Here is a 22,691-nt window from a genome sequence, read left to right as displayed (position 1 = left end):
GCGGCTTATTCGTGGTCCTTGGGTTTCCAGGTTTTCAGCAGCAGCGCATTGCTCACCACGCTGACGCTGGACAACGCCATGGCTGCGCCCGCGAGCATCGGGTTGAGCAGGCCGGCGGCCGCCAGGGGAATACCGATCAGGTTATAGGCAAAGGCCCAGAACAGGTTCTGGCGAATCTTGTTATAGGTGCGTCGGCTGATATCCAGGGCGTCCGCCACTAGACGTGGGTCACCGCGCATCAAGGTAATGCCGGCGGCGTGCATGGCCACATCGGTGCCGCTGCCCATGGCGATGCCGACATCGGCGGCAGCCAGGGCTGGCGCGTCGTTGATGCCGTCGCCGACCATGGCCACCACCGCGTCTTTCTTCAGCTCAGAGATGATCGCCGCCTTGTCCGCCGGTAGCACTTCGGCATGCGCGGCGCTGATGCCCAGGGCCTCGGCTACAGCCTTGACGCTACCGGGGTTGTCGCCGCTGATCAGGTGGCTGGCAATGCCCTGGGCGGTCAGCGCGGCAATGGCCTCGGCTGCGCCTGGTTTAAGTGTGTCGCCAAAGGCAAACAGGCCGAGTACCTGCGGTTGCGGTGCCAATTCCAGTAGCCAGGACAGAGTGCGGCCTTCAGCCTCCCAGGCCAGGGCGTCGGCGGCTAGTTCGTCGTGGTGCAGGAAGTGCTCTTCCAGCAGGCGCTTGTTGCCCAGGGCCAGTTGCTGCTCGCCGATCTGCCCGGCGATACCACGCCCGGCCAGCGCCTTGCTGTTGCTGACGTCGGCGAGTGCCAGTTGCTGCTCTGTGCACTGATCCAACACTGCCTTGGCCAGCGGATGTTCGCTGCCGCGCTGCAGGGCGCCGGCCAGTTGCAGCAGTTGGGTTGTGTCGCCGTCTACTGCACGCAGGTGTGCGATACGTGGCGCGCCGGAGGTCAGGGTGCCGGTCTTGTCGAAGGCCACCAGGGTCACCGAATGGGCGATTTCCAGGGCTTCGGCGTCCTTGATCAGAATGCCGTGGCGCGCCGCCACGCCGGTGCCGGCCATTATCGCGGTGGGCGTGGCCAGACCGAGGGCGCAGGGGCAGGCGATCACCAACACCGCCACGGCATTGAGCAGCGCGGTTTCGATACCTGCGCCGAGTAGTAGCCAGCCGAGCAGAGTGGCCAGGGCGATCAGCAGCACGCTGGGCACGAAGATCTGGCTGACTTTATCCACCAGCTTCTGGATCGGCGCCTTGGCCGCCTGGGCGTCTTCCACCAGGCGAATAATCCGTGACAGCACGGTTTCCGCGCCAAGGGCGGTGGTCTCCACCAGCAGACGGCCTTCGCCGTTGATGGCCCCGGCGGTGACGCTATCACCTGGCTGTTTGGGTTGCGGCAGGCTCTCGCCGCTGATCAGCGCTTCATCAGCATGGCTCTGGCCTTCGCGAACCAGGCCATCGACCGGGAAGCGTTCGCCGGGCTTGACCACGATGGCATCGCCCAATTGCAGTTCGCCCAGCGCCACCCACTGCTCGACGCCAGCCTGCAGGCGCAGGGCGCGTTCCGGGCGCAGCGCCTGCAGAGCACGGATGGCGCTGCTGGTCTGACGTTTGGCGCGGCTTTCCAGGTATTTGCCGAGCAGGATCAGCGTGATGATCACCGCTGAGGCTTCGAAGTACAGATGCGGCATGCTGCCAGCCGGGCTTGCCGCCCACTGATACAAACTCAGGCCGTAGGCGGCGCTGGTGCCGATGGCCACCAACTGGTCCATATTCCCGGCACGGGCGCGCAGGGCGCTCCAGGCTGCGCGGTAGAAGCGCGCGCCGAAGATAAATTGCACTGGCGTGGCCAGGGCGAACTGCAGCCAAGCCGGCAGCATCCAGTGCAGGCCGAAGGGTTCGACGAGCATGGGAATGACCAGCGGTACGGTTAGCACAATCGCCAGCAGCAGGGACCAGCGTTCGCGCTGCAGATGCCGCTCGGCTGTTGGCTGTGCCTGCGTTGCATCGTCCAGCAGGCTGGCGCGGTAGCCGGCCTGACTGACGGCCTGCAGCAGGGCGCTGTGATCAGTGCCACGCAGCACCTGCAGCTGGGCACGCTCGCTGGCCAGGTTGACGCTGACCGAGAGCACCCCCGGTTGCTGCGCCAGGGCGCGTTCGATACGTCCCGCGCAGCTGGCGCAGGTCATGCCGGAAAGAGCTAGCTCCAGGCGCTCGCTGGGCACCGCATAGCCGGCCGCGCTGACGGCATTGACCAGCTGTTCCAGGCTGTCGGCAGGCGCTTCGACGCGCGCCTGTTCGCTTGCTAGGTTGATGCTGACACTGACGACATCGGCCACCTTGGCCAGGGCGCGCTCGACCCGCCCGGCACAGCTGGTGCAGGTCATGCCGCTGATGGGCAGGTTGAAGGTGGTGAGGCTGGACATGGGTGGTCCTCCATTGAGTTCCAGCACAGGATCAACCTTGCCATGCTGTCAAGGTCAAGGCCTTTTATCCCTTGACCTTGCCTTTATGGCAAGGCCAACACTGCAGCTGTGCGGTTACCATGGCGGCTTATTTATTCAGGAGGTTGTTTATGCAGGTTTCTCAGGTTCACGCATTCCGGGTTGATGGCATGACTTGCCAGAATTGCGTCAAGACCATCACCGAGGCGCTGTTGGCCTGTGACCCGGCAGCTGATGTGAAAGTGAAGTTTCCCGGTGGCGAAGTGCGGGTGAGCAGCAGCGTGTCGGTCGATCAGCTGATGGTCGCCATCGTCGAGCAGGGTTACGGCGTCAGCCTGGCGTAAGCACTGCAGCATTGGGCCAGTCGCGGATCAGCCCGCGAAAGCAGGCATCAATCATCGGCGCGGCGTCGCTGAGTGGGTCGAACAGATTGGGGTCGCGCGACCAGTCGTAGAACAGGCCGATCAGCAACGCATGCACGGTGCGCGCAGCCAGGCGCGGCGTCAGCCCGGCATGCAGGCGCTGGCGCACTGAGGGCGTGTTGAACTGCTGCTCGCAGAGCGCGATAAACAGGTTGATAAAGGCTTCCTGGCGCTCTTCGGCCTCGCGCAGTTCTTCGGTGAACTCACACCTGCGCAGCAGAATGGTGAAGATGCGTTTCTTCTGCGGTTCGCGGGCCAGGTTCTCGATGGCTTCGATACACAGCTGGCGCAGGGTCATTAGTGGGTCGTGCTCGGGGCAGCCGCGCATGCGTTCGGCCAACTGCTCGGGTGGCAGGCGCACCTGGTTGAGCATGGCGTTGAACAGATCAGCCTTGTTGGCAAAGTGCCAATACACCGCGCCGCGCGTCACCCCAGCATGCCGGGCGATGTGCTCCAGGCTGGTGTGCGCCACGCCTTTTTCCAGAAACAGCGTTTCGGCGGCCTCAAGAATGGCGCAACGGGTTTTCTCGGCTTCTTCTTTGGTTCGACGCATGGCGGCAGGCGTATTTCTGGCTAGGCTCAGCACAAAGTGTAATGAACTTAAGGGTAATGTTCTATTTACAAACACTTGTGTATGTAACTAGCATTGCCGGTCTCAAACGTTGCGCCCCGCGTTTATTCGGAGACACCCATGCTTTTTCCCCGTCGTCTGCCGGTTACTGCCGGTTCCTTGCTGTTGGCTTTTTTGGCCGCCCCGCTGTTTGCCGCCGATGCTCCGCCAGCGCCCGAGGTGGTGGTAGAGACCGTCAAGGCCGAGGCTCTGCCGCTGGAGCTTGAGTACTCCGCGCGCACTGCGGGTTTCCGTGAAGTGCAGGTGCGCGCTCAGGTCAGTGGCATTCTGCAGGAGCGCACTTATCTGGAGGGCAGTCAGGTCAAGCAAGGCCAGGTGATGTTCCGCATCGACCCGCGCACCTACCAGGCCGCATTGAGCCGCGCCAAGGGCGCGCTGGCGCAGGAACAGGCGCGCTATCGGCAGACCGAGCGCGACCTCAAGCGCATCCGCGAACTGCAGAAAAAGGGCTTTGCCAGCGAGAGCGAGCTGGACAACGCGGTCTCCAACTTCGAGCAGAGCAAGGCGAATATCCAGGCCGCCGAGGCCGAAGTGCAGTCCAAGCAGATCGACCTCGACTACACCACGGTAAAAGCGCCGATCTCAGGGATCACCAGCAAGGAAACCGTCTCCGAAGGCAGCCTGATGGTGGCCGGCGATCCAAGTGCCAGCCTGCTGAGCAATATCACCCAGCTGGACCCGATCTACGTCAACTTCGCCGCCCCGGATTCCGATGTGGAAAGCGTGCGCAGCGGCCTGCAGAACGGCAGCTTGGTGCTGCCAGAAGACGGCAAGATGAGCGTGCAGATCAAGCTCGGTGACGGCAGCGTCTACCCGTTGGAAGGCAAGGTGGACTTTACCGATAGCCTGGTGGATCGCGGCACCGGCACCGTCAGCGCTCGCGCCGTGGTGCCCAACCCGGATCAGACGCTGTTGCCGGGCCAGTTCGTCCGGGTGCAGGTCAAAGGCCTGAGCATCCCCAATGCCATGACCCTGCCGGAACGCGCGATTGCCCAGGGCCCGGCCGGAACCTTTGTGTATGTGGTGGATGAAGGCGGCGTGGCGCGCATGCGCCAGGTCACCACCGGGCACACCGCCAAAGGCCGCTGGGTGATTGTTTCCGGCATCAACGCCGGTGATCGGGTGATAGTCGAGGGCCTGCCCAAGGTACGTCCGGACAGCCCGGTAAAAGTTGCCGCCCCAGCCGCCAGCCAATCCTAAGGAGCGTCCCCGGTGATCTCACGCTTCTTTATCGACCGTCCGGTATTTGCCGCGGTCATCTCGATCATCATCGTGCTGGCGGGCCTGATGGCCATGCGCTCGTTGCCGATCGCCCAGTACCCGCAGATCCTCCCGCCGCAGGTGTCGGTCAGCGCCAGCTACGCTGGTGCCAGCGCCCAGGTGATTGCCGAAACAGTGGCCGCGCCGCTGGAGCAGTCGATCAACGGCGTTGAGGGGATGATCTACCAGCAGTCCAACTCCGGCGGCAACGCCATGAGCCTGTCGGTGTACTTCGAGGTAGGTCGCGACCCCGATCAGGCCACCATCGACGTCAACAACCGCGTCCAGGCCGCCCTGGCCAAACTGCCGGAAGAAGTGCGCCGGCAGGGCGTCAAGGTGCAGAAAAAGTCTTCCGATATCCTCCAGGTGGTGACCCTGTACTCGCCGGATGGCTCGCGCGACCCGGTGTATATCAGCAACTACGCGCTGATCAACGTGATCGACGAGCTCAAGCGCCTGCCAGGTGTGGGTGATGTCAGCCAGTTCGGCTCGAAAGACTATTCCATGCGCATCTGGCTGCGACCGGACAAGCTGGCGCAGTACAACCTGACGCCGACCGATGTGGTCAATTCGATCCGTGAGCAGAACTCGCAGTTCGCCGCCGGCAGCTTCGGCCAGCAGCCGCTCAAGCAAGAGCAGGACTTCACCTACACGGTAACCACCCAGGGCCGTTTCACCGACCCGAAAGAGTTCGAAAACGTCATTCTGCGCACCGACGACACTGGCGCCAGCCTGCTGCTCAAGGATGTCGCGCGGATCGAGCTGGGGGCGCAGGATTACTCGCTGATGACCTCGCTCAACGGTCAGCAGAACGCCGCTTTCGGTGTATATCTGCAGCCCGGCGCGAACGCCCTGGACACCGCCGAGGCAGTGAGCAAGACCCTGGAACGGCTGTCGCAGAACTTCCCCAGCGGCATGACCTACAAAGTGCCGTATGACACCACCAAATTCGTTCAGGTATCGATCAAGGAGGTGATCCACACCTTCTTTGAAGCGCTGATCCTGGTGGTGCTGGTGGTGTTTATCTTCCTGCAGAACTGGCGCGCTACGCTGATCCCGGTGCTGGCAATTCCGGTTTCGCTGGTCGGCACTTTTGCTGGTATGTACATGCTCGGCTTCTCGATCAACCTGCTGACCCTGTTCGGCATGGTGCTGGCCATCGGTATTGTGGTGGACGACGCCATTGTGGTGATCGAAAACGTCGAACGGGTGATGGCCACCGACAAGATCGGCCCGCGTGAAGCGACCATCAAAGCCATGGAAGAAGTCACCGGGCCGATCATCGCCATCGTCCTGGTGCTCTGCGCGGTATTCGTGCCGGTGGGCTTCCTCGGCGGCCTGGCCGGGGAGATGTATAAACAGTTCGCCATCACCATTGCCGTGTCGGTGGTGATCTCCGGCATCGTCGCCCTGACTTTGAGCCCGGCGCTCTGCGCCTTGCTGCTCAAGCCTGGGCACCATGAGCCGGCCGCGCCGTTCCGCGCCTTCAACCGGGTCTTCGACAAGCTGACCAACGGCTACACCGCGGGCGTGCGCTTCTTCCTCAAGCGTTCGGCGGTGGGCCTGCTGCTGTTCGGCGCGATGATTGCGCTGATGGTGGTGCTGTTCAACCGGGTGCCTAGCTCCCTGGTGCCCAACGAAGACCAGGGTTATGTGATCAACGCCTACTTCCTGCCGCCGGCCGCCTCGCTGACCCGCACCGAGAAGCTTACCGGCGACGTGACCCAGCAACTGATGGCGCACCCAGCCGTACAGGATGTGGTGACCTTTGCCGGCTTCGACGTGCTGACCTTCGGCACCCGCAGCAACGCCGGGGTGTCCTTCGTGCCGTTGAAAGACTGGAGCGAGCGCACCACGCCTGAGCTGGATGCACGCAACCTGACCGGCGAATTTATGGGCATGGGCGCCGCGCAGAAAGATGGTGTGGTGCTGAGCTTTAACCCGCCACCGATCACCGGCATGAGCACCACTGGCGGTTTCGAAGGTTTTATCCAGGACCGCAGTGGCGGCACCACCGCTGAGCTGGCGGCCAAGGTGCAAGCCTTCCTCGCCGCTGCGGCCAAGCGCCCTGAGCTGGCTGGGGTACAAAGCACCTTCAGCGCCAACGTGCCGCAGTACTTTATTGACCTGGACCGCACCAAGGCGCGCGCCCTGGGCGTGGCGGTGAATGATGTATTCACCGCTATGCAGGCGACGTTCGGCAGCTACTACGTCAACGATTTCAGCCTGTATGGGCGTACCTTCCAGGTCAGCCTGCAGGCCGAAGCGGAGTTCCGCAGCAAGCCGGAAGACCTGTCCCAGGTCTATGTGCGCGCGGGCAGTGGCGAGCTGGTGTCGCTGGCCAGCCTGGTCAAGGTTGAGCGGATTCTCGGCCCGGATACCTATGCGCGCTTCAACGTCTACCCGGCGGCGAAGATCCTCGGCGGGCCGGCACCTGGCTACAGTTCCGGTCAGGCGCTGAGCGCGATTCAGCAAGTGGCGGAGGAAGTGCTGGGCAGCGATTACAGCATCGGCTGGACCGGCTCGGCCTTCCAGGAAGTGGCGTCGCAAGGTTCGGGCAGCAGTGCCTTTATCTTCGGTCTGATCATGGTGTTCCTGATCCTCGCTGCCCAGTACGAGCGCTGGACCCTGCCGCTGGCGGTGGTCACTGCGGTGCCGTTTGCGGTGTTCGGCGCGATTCTCGCGGTGTGGCTGCGCGGCATCGAAAACGACCTGTATTTCCAGGTGGGTCTGGTCACCCTGATTGGTCTGGCGGCGAAGAACGCCATTCTGATCGTCGAGTTCGCCGTGATCTGCAGGCATCAGGGCATGGGCATCTTCGAGTCGGCGCTGGAGGCTTCGCGCCTGCGTTTCCGCCCGATCATCATGACCTCGCTGGCGTTTATTCTCGGTGTTGTGCCGCTGGCGATCAGCTCGGGCGCAGGCTCGGCCAGTCGTCACTCGATTGGCACCGGGGTGATCGGCGGGATGATGGCGGCGACCTTCCTGGCGATCTTCCTGATCCCGATGTTCTACCTGCTGGTGGAGTCGCTGGCAGAGAAAATCGGCAAAGGCCGGAAAAAGGCCGACACGTCGGTTTGACCAGCGCCCGCTGGTAAGGACAAGCCGTCGCCCGGATGCACGCTGGGAGCGGTTTGTCAGTCCGTTGTAGCCCGGGGTTGATCCGGGCTGCAGCGGCTCCATCGGTTATTTCATTTCTGGACACCCATGCCGTTACGTCTTCTGTTGATTCTTGGCGCGTTAAGCGCCTTTGGCCCGTTGGCCATCGATTTCTATCTGCCGAGCTTCCCAACCCTGGCACGCGCGTTCTCCACCGATGTGGAGCATGTGCAGCTGTCATTGGCCGCCTACTTTGCCGGCTTGGCTATTGGTCAGCTGGCGTACGGCCCACTGGCTGACCGCTTTGGCCGGCGTAAACCGCTGCTGGTCGGGGTCATGCTGTTCAGCCTGGCGTCATTGGCCTGCGCCCTGGCGCCGAGCCTGGAATGGCTGATCGCCGCGCGCTTTGTCCAGGCCCTGGGTGGCTGCGCCGGGATGGTGGTGTCGCGGGCGGTGGTGCGTGATCTGTGCGACCCGATCAGCTCGGCCAAGGTGTTTTCCCAGCTGATGTTGGTGATGGGCCTGGCGCCGATTCTCGCGCCGCTGGGCGGTGGGCTGCTGCTCAGCACGTTGGGTTGGCCGTCGATCTTTATCTGCCTGACGCTGTTCAGCTTTGTCTGTTTGCTGGCGGTGGCTAAGTGGCTGCCGGAAACTCTGGCCAAGGACTCGCCGCCAGCGCCACTGCGCGGTGCGTTGGGCGAATACAAGCGGCTGTTCGCTGACTTGCCGTTTCTCGGTTATGCGCTGACTGGCGGCTGTGCGATTGCAGGGATGTTTGCCTATATCGCCGGCTCGCCGTTCGTGTTTATCGAGCTGTATGGCATCCCCGCCGAGCACTACGGCTGGTTGTTCGGCAGCAATGCCCTGGGCTTTATTCTGGTGGCGCAGCTGAATGCCTGGCTGGTGGCGCGGCACGGGCCGGCGTACTGGCTGGGCAAGACTGTGTGGTTTTACCTGGCCTGTGGTCTGGCCCTGCTGCTGGTGGCGCTGGCCAAGCCGCAGGCCTTGTGGCCGCTGCTGATTCCCTTGTTCGGCTGCATTGCCAGCCTGGGCATTCTCCTGCCCAACGCCTCGGCGTGCGCCATGGCCGGGCAGGGCAGCCATGCCGGCAGTGCTTCGGCGTTGCTCGGTAGTCTGCAGTTCGTCATCGCCGCCAGTGCCGCCGCCATGGTGGGCGTGCTACATGACGGCAGTGCCTGGCCGATTGCCGTGGTGATCTTCGGCTGCGGGGTGTTGGCCGTGAGCTTTTCCCTGTTTACCCGCTGGGTCGAGCGCAACGCGATTCGCGCATAGGTTTAACTTGCGGCGCGCTGCTGCTCGAATGGCAGCCTATGCGGCGCGCTCAGGCGCGCTTGCAGGGTGCTGACAAACTGGCGGGCCTCGCTTTCACTACGAAAGGTCACGCTTTGTTTGCCGAAGCTTACTTGCCAGCCCGGGCCTGCGGCTGTTTTTACCGGTTGGATCATGACGTTCATCGACGAGCCTCCTATGCAAGAACCTGTTTACGACCTGCTGCGCGTCGGCCCTGCTGCGTTAAAAGCCGGCTCGGAATGCTCATGTACAGCTCGTACACTCGCGTGCGAGCCCAGTCCGCTTCCTCGCCGCTTTGACCAGCCGGAGGCTGTTACTAACGTAGCGCCTTGCATTGCTCTAGCTCGCGAGATCGTAAATAGGTTTTAAGAAGGGCCAGTCTAGTCGCTCAATATGAACTTTCATTGACCTGTAACAAATCAATCACGGCTGGCGTACCGTTGGTCTGATTCGCTCACTTTGGCTGTGCTGGGGTTGGCGCTGAACTGTACGGCCAGCCCCGCCAGGCGGGTGAATTCGGTGACCAGGGCGATATCTGCGGCGCTCGGTCGGCTGGGCTGCGGGTAGTAGATGCCGAAGGTGCCCAGCACCTGGCCGCTGTCATCCTTGAACGGCAGTGACCAGCATGCGCGCAGGCCTGCGGCCAGGGCGACGCTCTGGTAGTCGCGCCAATAGGGATGCTGGCTGAGGTCCTCGGCGATCACCAACTCGCCACTCGCCGCGGCATGCCCGCAGGAGCCAACCTCCAGCGCCGCCTCAATCCCCTCAATGGCCTGGCAATAAGCCTCTGGCAAGCTCGGTGCGGCGCCGAGATGCAGGCGCTGGTGCTCATCGAGCAGCATGATCGACACACGCATCTGCGGTTGCAGGTTTTCCAGGCGACGGGTGATGCCGCTGAGGATGCTGTGCAGCGGGCGCAGGCCGAGCAGTTCGTCGAGCACCGCATTGCGCGCCTGCTGCAGATGCTGGGTCTGATGGCGCTCATGTACGTCATGCAGGCTGCCGTGCAGGCTGTGCTCGGGCAGGCTCAGGTTGAGGTGCAACTCGACTCTACGCGCCTGGCCGCTGAGGGTGAGCAACTGGCATTCCAGGCGCAGGCTGGCGAGTTTACCGCTGCGCAGTTCCTCCAGGCGCTGGCGCAGGGTGGCCTGGCCCAGTTCCGGCATAAAGCGCTGCAACGGGCTGCCGAGGCTTTCGTGGATCGGGTAACCGCTGATCTGCTCCCAGACCGGGTTGAGGAAGCTCAGTTTGTCGTCGGTATCGGTGATAAAAACGGCATCACCCAGGTGCTCGACCAGCGAGCGATAGCGGCTTTCGCTGACCTGCAGTTCGATGTCGATTTTCTTCTGTTCGGTGAGGTCGATATCGACGCAGTACAGCTCCAGCTGGTCGAGGCTGTTGCGCAGCATCAGGTGGCTGGAATAGACCCACACCAGGCTGCCGTCCTTTCGCTGCAATTGCACCTCGGCTGCAGGAATCGGCGAGCCACCGAGTTGCCACAGGTTGATCGCGCTGGCCACCTTGCTGCGCGCCGGTAGCGGCACGATCAGCTCTTCCAGGCGGCGCCCCATCACCTCATGCACGGCATAGCCATAGAGCAGGGTGCTGGCCTGGTTCCAGTAAATCACCCGGCGTTCGCGGTCATAGCCTTGCACGGCAATCCGCGGGGTTTGCTCGAACAGCAGACGAAAGCGCTGCTCGCTTTCGCGCAGGGCGCTTTCATCGCGTTTCTGCGCGCTGATGTTCTGCACCGTGCCGAGGATGTGGCCGTGCTCGTCGACCTCGCCGCGTAGCATCAGCCAGGTGGCTTGCTGTGGCTGGGGTTGCAGCAGGCGGGCGCTCACCATCATGGGGGTGTGGCCTTCCAGCAAGGCCCGTAGGGCACGTTGCACGGCTGCGCGTTCGGCGGGGTGCAGCCAGCTGAGCAGCTGTTCGCTGGTGCTCTGTTGGTTATCAGCGGCGCGGCCGAGCAGGCAGAGTGCCTCGTCGCTCCAGAGGAAAGTGTTGTGGTACTCCCAGCTGCCGAGCCCGGCGTTACGCTGGGTGTGGTGCAGCAGGCGGCTGTTATGGGTGAGGTTTTCCAGTAACTGACGCAGCGCCTGACGATCACGCAGGCTGACGAAAAAAATCAAACCGCTGCTGAGCAGAATAAACAGCAGGCCTTTGCCTGTTTGCAGCTCGGCCACCAACTCGCTGTCCTTGACCAGGGCGTGCAGCAGGTAGTCACTGCCGAAAATCCACAGGGCGCTGAACAGGATATATACGCCAGCCAGGCGCAGTGGGCCTTGAAGATCGGGTCGCATCCCTTACCGCCAATGGCTAGCCAGGTCGAGAGAACTGCATGAGTGTTGCCTGAAAAGAGGCAATGCACTGAGTCTAGCTTGCGGCTTGTCGAATGCAGGGCGCGCGATAAAAAAGCTGCCCGGCCCACGCAGCACGTGAGCCTGGGTGGCTAAGCGGCTTTAAAAGCCTTCGAGGACGATCTTGCCCTTGGCCGTGCCGCTCTCCAGCAGCGCATGGGCGCGGCGCAGATTGGCCGCGTTGATGCTGCCGAAGTGCTCGCCCAGGGTGGTGCGCAGTGTGCCTGCATCCACCAGTTCGGTCACCCGATCCAGCAGGCGATGCTGCTCGATCATGTCGGCGGTCTCGAACAGCGAGCGGGTAAACATCAGTTCCCAGTGCAGCGACAGGCTTTTGCGCTTCAGCTGCATGATGTCCAGTGGCTGCTCCGGGTCATCGATCAATGCCAGGCGACCTTGCGGTGCCAGGGCTTCGACCAGTTGCGCGAAGTGCTGATCGGTCTGGGTCAGGCTGGCGACGTGGGTCACCTGATCGATACCGATACGTTTCAGCTCTTCACTCAGCGGCTGGCGATGGTCGATCACATGGTGTGCACCCAGCTGGCGAACCCAGGCTTGGGTCTCCGGGCGAGATGCGGTGGCGATCACGGTCAGGCCGGTGAGTTGACGGGCCAGCTGCACCAGCACCGAACCGACGCCACCGGCGGCGCCGACGATCAGCAGGCTCTGGCCCTGATCGGCGTTGCCCTGGGTGATTTGCAGACGCTCGAAGAGCAGTTCCCAGGCGGTGATCGCGGTCAGCGGCAGGGCGGCGGCTTCGGCAAACGGCAGTTTTGCCGGCATACGCCCGACGATGCGCTCATCCACCACATGCAGTTCGCTGTTGGCCCCTGCGCGGTTGATTGCGCCGGCGTAATAGACCCGGTCGCCGGGCTGGAACAGGCTGACTTCGCTGCCCACCGCTTTGACGATACCGCTGGCGTCCCAACCGAGCACCTTGGCGGCGGCGCCTTCCGGGGCGACGTTGCGACGGATCTTGGTGTCCACCGGGTTGACCGAAATGGCCTTGACCTCGACCAGCAGATCGCGCGGGCCGGGCGTGGGTGCCGGCAGTTCGACATCCTGCAACGCGTCAGCGTGATCGGCGGGCAGGGATTGGTAATAGGCGACAGCTTTCATAAGGGCTCCTTAGAGGATGCGTTGCATCAGTTGATGATCGACCTGTTCCAGCAAGCTGCCGCAGGTCTGTACGAAATGCAGGAAGTGCGCAGTCTGCTGGTGCGCACTGAGGGCTGCGGCGTCCTGCCATTGCTCGACCATGATGAAACGGCTGGGCTGCTCCTGATGCAGGTGCAGGTTGTATTGCAGGCAACCGGCTTCGGCTTGGCTAGGCGGCACCAACTGGCGCAGGCCGGCCTCAACCGCCTCGGCATGGCCGGGGCGCGCGGTGATGGTGGCAATCAAAGTCAATGGCGTGGTCATGGCGGACTCCGGTTCAAGTGCTGACATGCTCGGTTATTTGATTGACGAGAAAAACAGCCTGCTACTAGAGTCTCTTTCAATATTTTTTTGATAATGAGCCGCCATGCTGCGTTTTGATGACCTGCAGTTATTTGTCACCACCGCTGATCTGGGCAATCTCTCGGCCGCCGCGCGGCGCCTGGATATTTCCCCGGCGGTGGCCAGCGCCGCGCTCAAGCGCCTGGAGCAGCAGCTGGAGGCGCGCCTGTTCAGCCGTTCCACCCGCAGCCTGCGCCTGACACCCGAGGGTGAGCTGTTTCTCGGTCATGCGCGCCTGGCCTTGCAGAGTTTAGATGACGGCCGGCAGCAGCTGGCCGGCAGCAAGGTCGGCATCAGCGGGCCGTTGCAACTGTCTGCACCCTCGGACTTTGGTCGCAATACCTTGCTGCCCTGGCTGGATGAATTTCAGCAGGCGCACCCGCAGGTGCAGTTGCGTCTGCTGCTGGGTGATCGCGTAGCCGATCTGTTCCGCGAGCCAGTGGACATTGCCCTGCGCTACGGCGCACCGGAGGACTCCAGCCTGGTCGCCCTGCCCGTGGCCGCGTCTAACCGGCGCGTGTTGTGCGCCGCACCGCAGTACCTGCGCAAGCATGGCGCGCCGCAAACGGTCGATGAACTGGCCGAGCACAACTGCCTGCTCTATATGCTCGGCGGACGGCTGCATGACCGCTGGCGCTTCAGCGACGGCAAGCGCGAGCAGGACATCAGCGTCAAAGGCGACCGGGTCAGTGACGACGCCGATGTGGTGCGGCGCTGGGCGGTCAGCGGGGCTGGGCTGGTGTACAAATCCTGGCTGGATGTGGCCGGCGATGTAGGTGCCGGACGGCTCCAGGTGTTGTTACCTGAACTGCGCGGCGAGCCGACACCGCTCAACCTGATCTGCGCGCACCGGGCGCAGCTGAGTAAACCGGTGTTGCTGCTGCGTGAGTTCGTTCAACTTCGCTGTGCGGAGTTATTGGCGCAAGCACCGTGGCCGAACTAAGATTGCCGCCAGCGCGCTGCGGCAATCCATCGCAGTGCCGCTGTGTCATATGCGCCCCGGAGCAATGCTAGAGTCGCGCCCCATGAAAATGACCCGTACTGACCGTCGCCTGCTGGCCTGGATGCTGTATTTCAGCGTTCTGTTCAGTGCGTTCGCCTGCAGTATCGGTCACGGGCAGATGGCTGGCCTGCAGCTCAGCGGCTTGAGCAGCCAGTACTGCTCGTTCGAAGGCAACTTCGGTGCGGGCGCGGATCTGGATGGCTCCGGCGTTGTTGCGCCCAATCCCGCCACCGGCTCCGGTTGTTCCCTGAGTTCCATGTTCAGCGCGATCATTCTCGCGGCGTTCTTCGGCCTGCTGGGCTTGCTGACCCCCAGCCGCGCGCCACTGCTGACCTTCTTCTTTACCCCGCGACCTGTCCGCTATCTCTGGCCTTCGGCCAATCCCCGCGCATCCCCCGTTCTGGCTTGAGTTGCCTTTGCTGCGGCCGCATTTGCTTGCCGCGCTTATTACTTGAGACCAGATAAGAAACTGCGCTTGTCGGTGCCCAAAGCCTGCATTTAGGTAGCACCCGATAGGCCGAAGTTGGGGAAGTTCATGCGTCAGATATCCGTATTCAGCCTGCTGGCCGTCAGCATCAGCCTGGCCAGTTCCGCCTATGCCGAGCATCTCAAACTAGAAGACAGCACCGTGATCGGTCAGCAGCATGGGGATGCGACTGCACCGAGCATTGCCGAGAAGCGCGCCGAGTTTGCGCGGATTCCCGGTGGTGCCAGCGTGGTCGATGGCGAAACCTATAAGACCGGCCGCGCCAGTTCGCCGCAGGATGCCCTGGGCCAGGCCACGGGCGTGTATATCCAGTCGCGTTCCGGTGCCGAGGAATCGCGCCTGTCGATCCGTGGCTCTGGCTTGCAGCGCACTTTCCACCAGCGCGGCATTCTGCTGATGCAGGACGGCGCGCCGCTGAACCTGGCTGATGGCAGTGGCGACTTCCAGAGCATCGAGCCGATTGCCCTGGACCATATCGAGGTCATGCGTGGCGCCAACGCTTGGCGCTACGGCGCCGCCAACCTGGGCGGGGCGATCAACTTTGTCACGCCCACCGGCAAAACTGCGCCCAAGGTGCAGCTGCGCACCGAGGCCGGCAGCTTTGATTACCAGCGCATCTTCGGCGCGGTGGCGGAAGACTTTGGCGATTGGGATGCCTACCTGAGCTTCTCCGATTACTCCCAGGACGGTTTCCGTGATCACGCGCGCCAGGAGAACCAGCGCTACTTCGCCAATATCGGCGGGCGGATCAACGAGCGACTGTCGACCCGCTTCTATATCAGCCACGTGGAAACCGATTCGGAAATCCCCGGCAGCCTGACCAAGGCGCAGCTGCGGCGTAACCCTGAGCAGGCTGCACTGAGCACGGTGACCGGCGATAACAAACGCGACTTCACCCTCAACCGCATCGGCAATATCACCACCCTGCAATTGGACGGCGGGCACAGCCTGGAGCTGTCGAGCTTCTACAGCGAGAAATCGCTGTGGCACCCGATTTTCCAGGTGCTGGAAGTCGACAGTGAAGATGTCGGGGTACGCCTGACCCACAAGTGGCACAACAGCGATGGCTGGCGCTGGAGCGGTGGCGTGGAAGCACTGCAAGGCCGTAACCAGGCAGAAAACTACGTCAACGTGCGCGGTAAACGCGGCAACCTGGTGGACCGCCAGGTGCAGACGGCCCGCAGCCTGAATGCCTTTACCGAGCTGGAAGTGCCGCTGGCCGAGGACTGGGCGCTGATCGGCGGCCTGACCTGGCTGCACAGCGAGCGCGATATCGATGACAAGCTGAAAAGCAGCTTCAACTTTGTTGGCATGCCGACTGGTTTTCAGGATGCATCATTCAACCGCAGCTACAGCGCACGCATCGGTCGTATCGGCCTGCGCCATGACCTGGCCGACGGCGTGCAGCTGTTTACCAACCTCAGCCAGAGCTATGAGCCGCCGACCTTCAGCGAGCTGACCGGGGGCGCCATCGTCACCGAGAACGAGGCGCAGAAGGCCACCACCCTGGAGGCCGGTATGCGCTTCACCCAGGGCAATCTGGACTTGGACCTGGCGGTTTACCGCAGCGAGATTCGTGACGAGTTGCTGGGCTATGTCAACCCGCTCAACCCGACGCAGGTGGTCACCACGAACGCCGACCGCACCGTGCACCAGGGCATCGAGTTCGGTGGCGCCTGGCAGCTGGGCGAGGTGGTATTGCGCGGTCAGTACCTGCTCAATGACTTCCGCTTCGACAACGACCCGGCCTACGGCAACAACCGCATAGCCGGCGTGCCGAGCCAGTTCCTCAAGGGTGAGGCGCTGTGGCAGCGCAATGGCTGGTATGCCGGCCCGACGGTGGAGTGGGTGCCGGTGCACTACGCCGCCGACCATGCCGAATCGCTGTATGCCGAAGCCTATGCAATCTGGGGCTTGAAGGGCGGTTATCGTCCACGTGAAGGCCTGGGCTTCTTCGTCGAAGGGCGCAACCTCTCCGACAAGACCTATATCTCCACCACCGGCGTAGTCGCCAATGCCCGTGGCCAGGATGCCGCGCTGTTTATGCCCGGTGACGGTCGCAGCCTGTATGTCGGCCTGGAGTGGAAGCTTTGACGGCGGCGCTGCAAGCGCACGAGCTGCCGCGCCTGACCTGGCGCCAGCGCCTGCTACGGCTGATGCCGTGGCACAAGCGCCTGGCGCTGCTGGCCTGCCTGGGCATCTTCAGCTGGGCGGGCAGCGGCATGCTGCACCCGCTGATGGGCTACCTGCAGCCGCGTCCGCAGACTATGGCCACACCGCAGCAGGTGTTGCCGCTGGATAACCTGCGCAGCCCTGCGCAGGTGCTCGGCGCTGCGGGTGTTACGCAAGTGCAGGGCTTGCGCCTGCTGGTACTGGACGCTGAGCCGTATTACCAGGCGCGTCTGGCCGGCGAGCTGCAGCCGCGTTATTGGCATGCACGCAGTGGTCAGGCGGTCGAGCTGGCCGGCCCTCATGCCGAAAGCCTTGCGCGGCATTACCTGGGCCGTGACGAGCCGCTGGCCTATGCCGGCAGCATCGAGCGCTTTACCAGCGAATATGCCTTTATCAACCGCCTGCTGCCGGTGGCGCGGGTCGATACCCAGCGCGATGACTCGTTGCGCCTGTATGTCGATCTGTTCCATGACCGCCTCGGCACTCTGGTGGATGAGCGCAAGGCTTGGTTCAGCGCGTTCTTCCAGACGATGCACAGCTTTCGCTGGCTGGATGCGGCGGGGCCGCTACGGCCAGTACTGATGCTGGTGCTGCTGGCGTCGATTGTCTCGGCGACGCTGTTCGGTATCACGCTATTTATTGCCCGCCGGCGTGCCCGCACTTTCAACCGGCGGCTGCACGGCTGGTGGGGATTGGGGCTGGCCTTAGCGACGCTGAGCTTTGCCAGCAGCGGTGCCTGGCACCTGTTGCACAAGCAGGGTGCGCAGCCCTGGCCGGCGCCCTTTGTGCCGAGCTTTAACGTGGCCGAGCTGGATAAGGCACCGGCGGCCGACTGGCTGCTGGCTGGTGAAGAACTGTACATGCTCAGCCTGCTTGAACTCGACGGCAAGCCGATCTGGCGTGCCCAGGGGCAGCAGTTCGCCAGCATGCCCAGCCTGCACTACCTCGATGCTCAGGGCCGTGAGCTGGGCAATGACACGCCGCGCCGTTATGCCCAGCAGCGCCTCGATTATTACGCCAAGACCCTAGGGCTGGGTGAGGCGCAGACGCTTACGCTGCAGCACAGCTTCGATCATGAGTACGGCTTCGTCTTCAAGCGTCTGCCGGTATTCAAAGCCAGCTATGCCGATGCGCACAACACCGCGCTGTTTATCGACCCGCTGGACGGTGCTCTGGCCAGCCGCGTGCAGGATGCCGACCGTGCGGAAGGCTGGACCTTCGCCTACCTGCACAAGTGGGAATTTCTCGCAGGCCTTGGCAATGGCTACAAGCACCTGCTGCTGGGCCTCGTCGCGTTGGCGCATGTGCTGTTGGCGCTGGTGGGCCTGAGCCTGTTACGCCGGGGTCAGCGTCGATGAGCCGCTGCCGATCCATCACTCTTTTTGGCCATACCTGGAGCTGACTATGCAGAAGCCAACAACGTCGAACATCTCGTTCTACAACCTGGCCTGGCGCTGGCATTTCTATGCCGGGCTGTTTGTGATTCCGTTTCTGATCCTGCTCTCGGTCACCGGCATCATCTACCTGTTCAAGCCGCAACTTGACCAACTGATGTATGCCGAGCTGCTGCAGGTCACGCCTGCCGAGCAGGCGATCTCGGCGGATCAGCAGTTGGCGTTGGTGCGCCAGGCGTATCCGCAGGCGAGCATCAGCCAGTACCTGCCGCCGGTAAACGCCGAGCGCAGTGCGCAGTTTGTGCTGGAGGCTGATGGCCAGAGCCTGAATGTGTTTGTTGACCCCTACAGCGCCAGGATTCTCGGCAGCCAGGATGCGCATCTCAATCTGCAGGCCATCGCCCGCCAGCTGCATGGCGACCTGATGGTCGGCACCCTGGGCGATCGACTGATCGAACTGGCCGCCGGTTGGGGCATCGTGTTGGTGGTCTCCGGTTTGTACCTGTGGTGGCCGCGCGGGCGTTCCGGTGCCGGTGTGCTGTGGCCAAGGTTGAGTGCCCGTGGGCGTTTGCTATGGCGTGACCTGCACGCGGTGACTGGCTTTTGGGGCTCGCTGCTGTTGCTGTTTATGCTGCTCACCGGCATGACCTGGACCGGCTTCTGGGGCGCCCAGTTTGCCGGCGCCTGGAACCACTTCCCGGCGGCGATGTGGGACGACGTACCGCAGTCCGGCAAGCTCACCGGCAGCCTCAACACCAGCAGCCAGCAGACCGTGGCCTGGGCGGTGGAAACCACACCACTGCCGGCCTCCGATCCACACGCCGCGCATAACGGCCATGCCACTGCCGAGACGCCTGCCGCCCCGGCCAACCTGCTGCAGTACGTGGTCGACACCGCTGCCGAACGCGGCGTGCAGCCGGGTTACAGCATCACCCTGCCGAAAGGTGAAACCGGGGTGTACAGCATCGCCCTGTTTGCCGCTGACCCGCGTAATGACGCGACCCTGCATATCGATCAGTACAGCGGTGCGGTGCTCGCCGATGTGCGTTGGAAGGATTACGGCATGGTGGCAAAAACCGTGGAAACCGGGGTGATGCTGCATGAAGGCAAGCTGTTCGGCCTGGCCAACCAGCTGCTGATGTTCGCGGTTTGCCTGCTGGTGCTGCTCAGCGCGATCAGCGGCCTGATCATGTGGTGGCAACGCCGACGGAGCGGCAAGCTCGGCGTACCGCCACTGCGCCACGACCTGCCACGTTGGAAAACCGCGATAGTGATCATGGGCCTGCTGGGCGCGGCTTTCCCGCTGGTGGGCGCATCCCTGTTGCTGATCTGGGCGCTGGATTGGCTGTTGCTGTCGCGCCTTGCCGGGCAGCGGCTGGCCAACGGCTGAATGGATTAACCGGCGCGGGCCTGGCCCGCGCCAATGCTTCGCGTTACAACACGTGTTATGGACAGTCAGTCCACTTATGGAGGAACACCATGCTGCTGAAAAAGACCCTGCTGATTGCCGCTCTACTGAGCCCGAGCCTGTTCGCCAGTGCCCACGAATACAACGCTGGCGAGCTGCATATCGCACACCCCTGGTCGCGGGAAATGCCGGCCGTAGCGCCGACGGCGGCCGCTTATTTCGTGGTGCACAACAAGGGCACTGAAGCGGATCGCCTGCTCAGCGCCAGCACCCCGGTGGCCGGCAAGGCCGAGCTGCATGAGCATATTCACGCCGATGGCCTGATGAAGATGCAGCAGGTGCAGAATGTGGCTATTCCTGCCGGTGGCGAAGTGAAATTCGAGCCGATGGGTTACCACGTCATGCTGTTCAACCTGAAGCAGCAGGCCAAGGACGGTGAGCGCTTCCCGCTGACCCTGACCTTCGAAAAAGCCGGTGCGGTCGAAGTGGAAATCGCCGTACACAAGGACGCCCCTGCCGGTGAGAAAACTCATGGCGAAGGCCACGCGCACTAATCTGCGCACCCAGCCCCGCTGCGTTGTAGCGGGGTTGCTGTTGTTCGGTGATGTTCACCGTCATTGATTTGCATCAGCCGTCCTGCTTAGGCCGTTAGTCATACTCGGCGCAGGATTCTTGAGTTGTCGTGATGCCCCGCAATCGCTCCTTTACTGCCCATTACCGCGCAAGCTGGCTGGCCCTGTTGGCCATGCTGTTGCTCAGTGTCGGGCCGTTGCTGTCGCAGCTCACTGCACCGGCTGAACCGGCCTGGCTGACGGAACTGGCCTGCGGGGAGCATGTCGGTAGCCATGACAACCCGCTGGATCACGACGCGTTGTGGGCCAAGTGCGGCTATTGCACCCTGTTGCTCAACAGCCCGGCCACCGGTTGTGCCAGTCCAACGCTAGCCCTGACGGCCGTTGCGCCTGCGGATCGGCATAGTGCGCCGGTACGCAGCGGCGTTGCCCGCTCAGCTATTTTCCCCGGTTCGCGCAGCCGCGCACCGCCTGCCTATTCCTGATCGCCATTGCCCTGTTGCTGGTGCCGCGTATGCGGTGCTGGCCATTCCCTGGTTTTGTCTCGATTCTGGAATAGTCATGTCTACTCGTTCGCTTTTGATCAGCGCTGCCCCCTTTCGTCTGGCGCCACTGTGCGTCGGCCTGCTGTTGGCCACTCAGGCGCATGCCGCGCAAACCACCGAACACGACCCGGAACACCACGCGCTGCAATTGCCGCCAACGGTGGTCACCGCCGTGCAGCAAAGCTCGCCACTGACTGTGGTGGCCGACCCCAAGGACCCGCGCCAGCCGGTGCCGGCCAGTGACGCCGCCGATTACCTGAAGACCATTCCCGGTTTCTCCGCGATTCGCAGCGGCGGCAGCAACAGTGATCCCGTGCTGCGCGGCATGTTCGGTTCACGGCTGTTGCTGCTCACCGACGGCGGGCAGATGCTCGGTGCCTGCCCAGGGCGGATGGATGCACCCAGCTCGTACATCTCGCCGGAAACCTTTGACCTGCTGACCGTGACCAAGGGCCCGCAAACGGTGATTTGGGGCCCAGGTGCCTCGGCCGGTGTGGTGCGTTTCGACCGTGAGCCGGAGCGTTTCGGTGAGCTGGGTGCGCGGCTGCATGCCAGCGTGCTGGCGGGCTCCAACGGCCGTTTCGACCAGACCCTGGATGGCGCTGTGGGCGGCGAGCAGGGCTACCTGCGGGTGACCGGCAACCGCTCGCATTCGGACGATTACGAGAACGGAAACGGCGACACCATCCCCTCGCGCTGGGACAAATGGAACGGCGACGTGGCCCTGGGCTGGACGCCGGATGCCGACACCCTGATCGAACTCACCGCCGGCAAAGGTGATGGCGAGGCGCGCTACGGCGGCCGCAGCATGGACGGCACCCAGTTCCAGCGCGAAAGCCTTGGCCTGCGCGTGGAACGCAGCAACCTCGGTGGCGTGCTGGATAAGGTCGAGGCCAAGGTCTACTACAACTACGCCGACCACATCATGGACAACTTCCGCCTGCGCATGCCCGATCCGACCAGCATGATGAGCGGCCCGATGGCCGCCCAGGTTGACCGCCGCACCCTGGGTGCACGTCTGGCTGCCACCTGGGCGTGGGAGGATGTCGAACTGATCACCGGCGTCGATGCCCAGCGCAGCGAGCACCGCCAGCGCGTTTCCAGCGGCGGCATGATGGGCATGCCCTACGTCGATACTGACCGCTTCCCCTGGGACAAGGACGCGCTGATGCACAACTACGGCGTGTTCGCCGAGTCCACCTGGCGTCTGGACGAGCGTGATCGACTGATCTCCGGTGCGCGTTTGGATCGCGCCTCGGCCAAGGATTTGCGACCGAGCTTCAGCAGCATGATGGGCATGCCGACGCCCAACCCGACGGCGGACGAAACCCGCGCCGACACCCTGCCGAGCGGCTTTGTGCGTTACGAGCATGATCTATCTGGCTCACCGACTACTGTCTATGCCGGTATCGGCCATGTGCAACGCTTCCCCGACTACTGGGAGCTGTTCTCCGCCGGGCTTAACGGCCCTGCCGGTGCGGACAATGCCTTTGACGGCATCCAGCCGGAGAAGACCACCCAGCTGGATGTCGGTATTCAATACAAGGGCGACGCCCTACAGGCCTGGGCCTCGGCCTATGTCGGTCAGGTGCGTGACTACATCCTGTTCGACTACCGCGGCATGAGCACCCAGGCCGACAACATCGATGCGCGCATCATGGGCGGCGAGCTGGGGGTGGCGTATGACTTGAGTGCCAACTGGAAGACCGATGCCACCCTGGCTTATGCCTGGGGCAAAAACAGCTCCGATGGCGAAGCGCTGCCGCAGATGCCGCCTCTGGAAGCACGCCTGGGCCTGACCTATCAGCGTGACGACTGGAGCGTCGGCGGTTTGTGGCGGGTGGTCGATGGCCAGGGCCGCATTGCGGATGGACGCGGCAACGTGGTGGGGCAGGACTTCAGCGACAGCGCCGGCTTTGGCGTGCTCTCGCTCAACGGTGCTTACCGTGTGACCAAGCAGGTCAAACTCAGCGCCGGCGTGGATAACCTGCTCGACAAGCAATACGCCGAGCACCTCAACCTGGGCGGTGATGCCGGTTTCGGCTTCCCTGCCGATACCCGGATCGACGAGCCAGGCCGGACGTTGTGGGCCAAGGTCGATTACGACTTCTGATCC

Annotated in this window: 18 protein-coding genes; 12 read left to right on the top strand and 6 right to left on the bottom strand. The window is 63.2% G+C overall.

Translation table 11 applies throughout. The features are described 5' to 3' along the window. Nucleotides 1-5: 5 nt before the first annotated feature. Nucleotides 6-2,393, bottom strand: coding sequence for a heavy metal translocating P-type ATPase (locus tag Q8O69_RS10925; RefSeq protein WP_305592051.1), 2,388 nt, complete (start codon nt 2,391-2,393; stop codon nt 6-8). A 119-nt stretch (nt 2,394-2,512) separates the two neighbouring features. Between Q8O69_RS10925 and Q8O69_RS10920 the strand changes: the two genes are divergently transcribed. Beyond that, nucleotides 2,513-2,755, top strand: coding sequence for a heavy-metal-associated domain-containing protein (locus Q8O69_RS10920; protein WP_371136106.1), 243 nt, complete (start codon nt 2,513-2,515; stop codon nt 2,753-2,755). On the opposite strand, the gene Q8O69_RS10915 is transcribed toward Q8O69_RS10920, so the two are convergent. Continuing rightward, nucleotides 2,742-3,386 (bottom strand): TetR family transcriptional regulator, encoded by a 645-nt coding sequence (locus Q8O69_RS10915; RefSeq protein WP_305592048.1) that lies wholly within the window; start codon nt 3,384-3,386, stop codon nt 2,742-2,744. The two genes, Q8O69_RS10920 and Q8O69_RS10915, sit on opposite strands and share 14 nt — an antisense overlap. 138 nt (nt 3,387-3,524) lie before the next feature. Between Q8O69_RS10915 and Q8O69_RS10910 the strand changes: the two genes are divergently transcribed. The 3 genes from Q8O69_RS10910 (at nt 3,525) to Q8O69_RS10900 (ending at nt 9,116) form a co-directional block, all read left to right on the top strand. Then, nucleotides 3,525-4,664: an efflux RND transporter periplasmic adaptor subunit gene (locus Q8O69_RS10910; RefSeq protein WP_305592046.1), complete on the top strand. Its 1,140-nt coding sequence runs from the start codon at nt 3,525-3,527 to the stop codon at nt 4,662-4,664. Between the two features lie 12 nt (nt 4,665-4,676). Next, entirely contained in the window at nt 4,677-7,805 is a 3,129-nt protein-coding gene (locus Q8O69_RS10905) for an efflux RND transporter permease subunit (RefSeq protein ID WP_305592044.1), read from the top strand. 126 nt (nt 7,806-7,931) lie between these two features. Further along, a complete protein-coding gene (locus tag Q8O69_RS10900) occupies nt 7,932-9,116 on the top strand; it encodes a multidrug effflux MFS transporter (RefSeq protein WP_305592042.1) in 1,185 nt (394 codons plus the stop codon). Nucleotides 9,117-9,118: 2 nt separating this feature from the next. Here Q8O69_RS10900 and Q8O69_RS10895 read toward each other — a convergent pair whose 3' ends face one another. From Q8O69_RS10895 to Q8O69_RS10880, 4 genes are all read right to left on the bottom strand, one after another. Further along, complete coding sequence (locus Q8O69_RS10895) at nt 9,119-9,298, bottom strand: hypothetical protein (protein WP_305592040.1); 180 nt, start codon at nt 9,296-9,298, stop codon at nt 9,119-9,121. Between the two features lie 255 nt (nt 9,299-9,553). Further along, nucleotides 9,554-11,437, bottom strand: a complete 1,884-nt coding sequence (locus tag Q8O69_RS10890) for a PAS domain S-box protein (protein ID WP_305592038.1) — start codon at nt 11,435-11,437, stop codon at nt 9,554-9,556. A gap of 159 nt (nt 11,438-11,596) precedes the next feature. Beyond that, nucleotides 11,597-12,613: a zinc-binding alcohol dehydrogenase family protein gene (locus Q8O69_RS10885; RefSeq protein WP_305592036.1), complete on the bottom strand. Its 1,017-nt coding sequence runs from the start codon at nt 12,611-12,613 to the stop codon at nt 11,597-11,599. Nucleotides 12,614-12,622: 9 nt separating this feature from the next. Then, entirely contained in the window at nt 12,623-12,916 is a 294-nt protein-coding gene (locus tag Q8O69_RS10880) for a putative quinol monooxygenase (protein ID WP_305592034.1), read from the bottom strand. Nucleotides 12,917-13,019: 103 nt separating this feature from the next. Here Q8O69_RS10880 and Q8O69_RS10875 point away from each other — a divergent pair, with 103 nt between their 5' ends. The 8 genes from Q8O69_RS10875 (at nt 13,020) to Q8O69_RS10840 (ending at nt 22,688) form a co-directional block, all read left to right on the top strand. After that, nucleotides 13,020-13,937 carry a LysR family transcriptional regulator gene (locus Q8O69_RS10875; protein WP_305592032.1) on the top strand — a complete coding sequence of 306 codons (918 nt, stop codon included), beginning with the start codon at nt 13,020-13,022 and terminating at the stop codon, nt 13,935-13,937. A gap of 82 nt (nt 13,938-14,019) precedes the next feature. Further along, nucleotides 14,020-14,406 (top strand): DUF2946 domain-containing protein, encoded by a 387-nt coding sequence (locus tag Q8O69_RS10870; RefSeq protein WP_305592030.1) that lies wholly within the window; start codon nt 14,020-14,022, stop codon nt 14,404-14,406. A 126-nt stretch (nt 14,407-14,532) separates the two neighbouring features. Then, nucleotides 14,533-16,578, top strand: coding sequence for a TonB-dependent receptor (locus Q8O69_RS10865; RefSeq protein WP_305592028.1), 2,046 nt, complete (start codon nt 14,533-14,535; stop codon nt 16,576-16,578). Continuing rightward, on the top strand, nt 16,566-18,014 hold the full coding sequence (locus Q8O69_RS10860) for a hypothetical protein (protein WP_305592026.1): 1,449 nt from the start codon (nt 16,566-16,568) through the stop codon (nt 18,012-18,014). The genes Q8O69_RS10865 and Q8O69_RS10860 overlap by 13 nt, the downstream gene beginning before the upstream one ends. Before the next feature lie 46 nt (nt 18,015-18,060). Continuing rightward, a complete protein-coding gene (locus Q8O69_RS10855; protein ID WP_305592024.1) occupies nt 18,061-19,440 on the top strand; it encodes a PepSY domain-containing protein in 1,380 nt (459 codons plus the stop codon). 89 nt (nt 19,441-19,529) lie between these two features. Beyond that, entirely contained in the window at nt 19,530-20,012 is a 483-nt protein-coding gene (locus Q8O69_RS10850) for a copper chaperone PCu(A)C (protein ID WP_305592023.1), read from the top strand. A 131-nt stretch (nt 20,013-20,143) separates the two neighbouring features. Next, nucleotides 20,144-20,515 carry a DUF2946 domain-containing protein gene (locus Q8O69_RS10845; RefSeq protein WP_305592021.1) on the top strand — a complete coding sequence of 124 codons (372 nt, stop codon included), beginning with the start codon at nt 20,144-20,146 and terminating at the stop codon, nt 20,513-20,515. A 76-nt stretch (nt 20,516-20,591) separates the two neighbouring features. Continuing rightward, a complete protein-coding gene (locus tag Q8O69_RS10840) occupies nt 20,592-22,688 on the top strand; it encodes a TonB-dependent copper receptor (RefSeq protein ID WP_305592019.1) in 2,097 nt (698 codons plus the stop codon). Nucleotides 22,689-22,691 lie beyond the last annotated feature (3 nt).

This window comes from Pseudomonas sp., from assembly GCF_030690725.1.
Taxonomy (GTDB): domain Bacteria; phylum Pseudomonadota; class Gammaproteobacteria; order Pseudomonadales; family Pseudomonadaceae; genus Aquipseudomonas.
The sequence above is the reverse complement of the archived record's forward strand: the minus strand, read 5'-3'. Positions and strand labels throughout refer to the sequence as shown.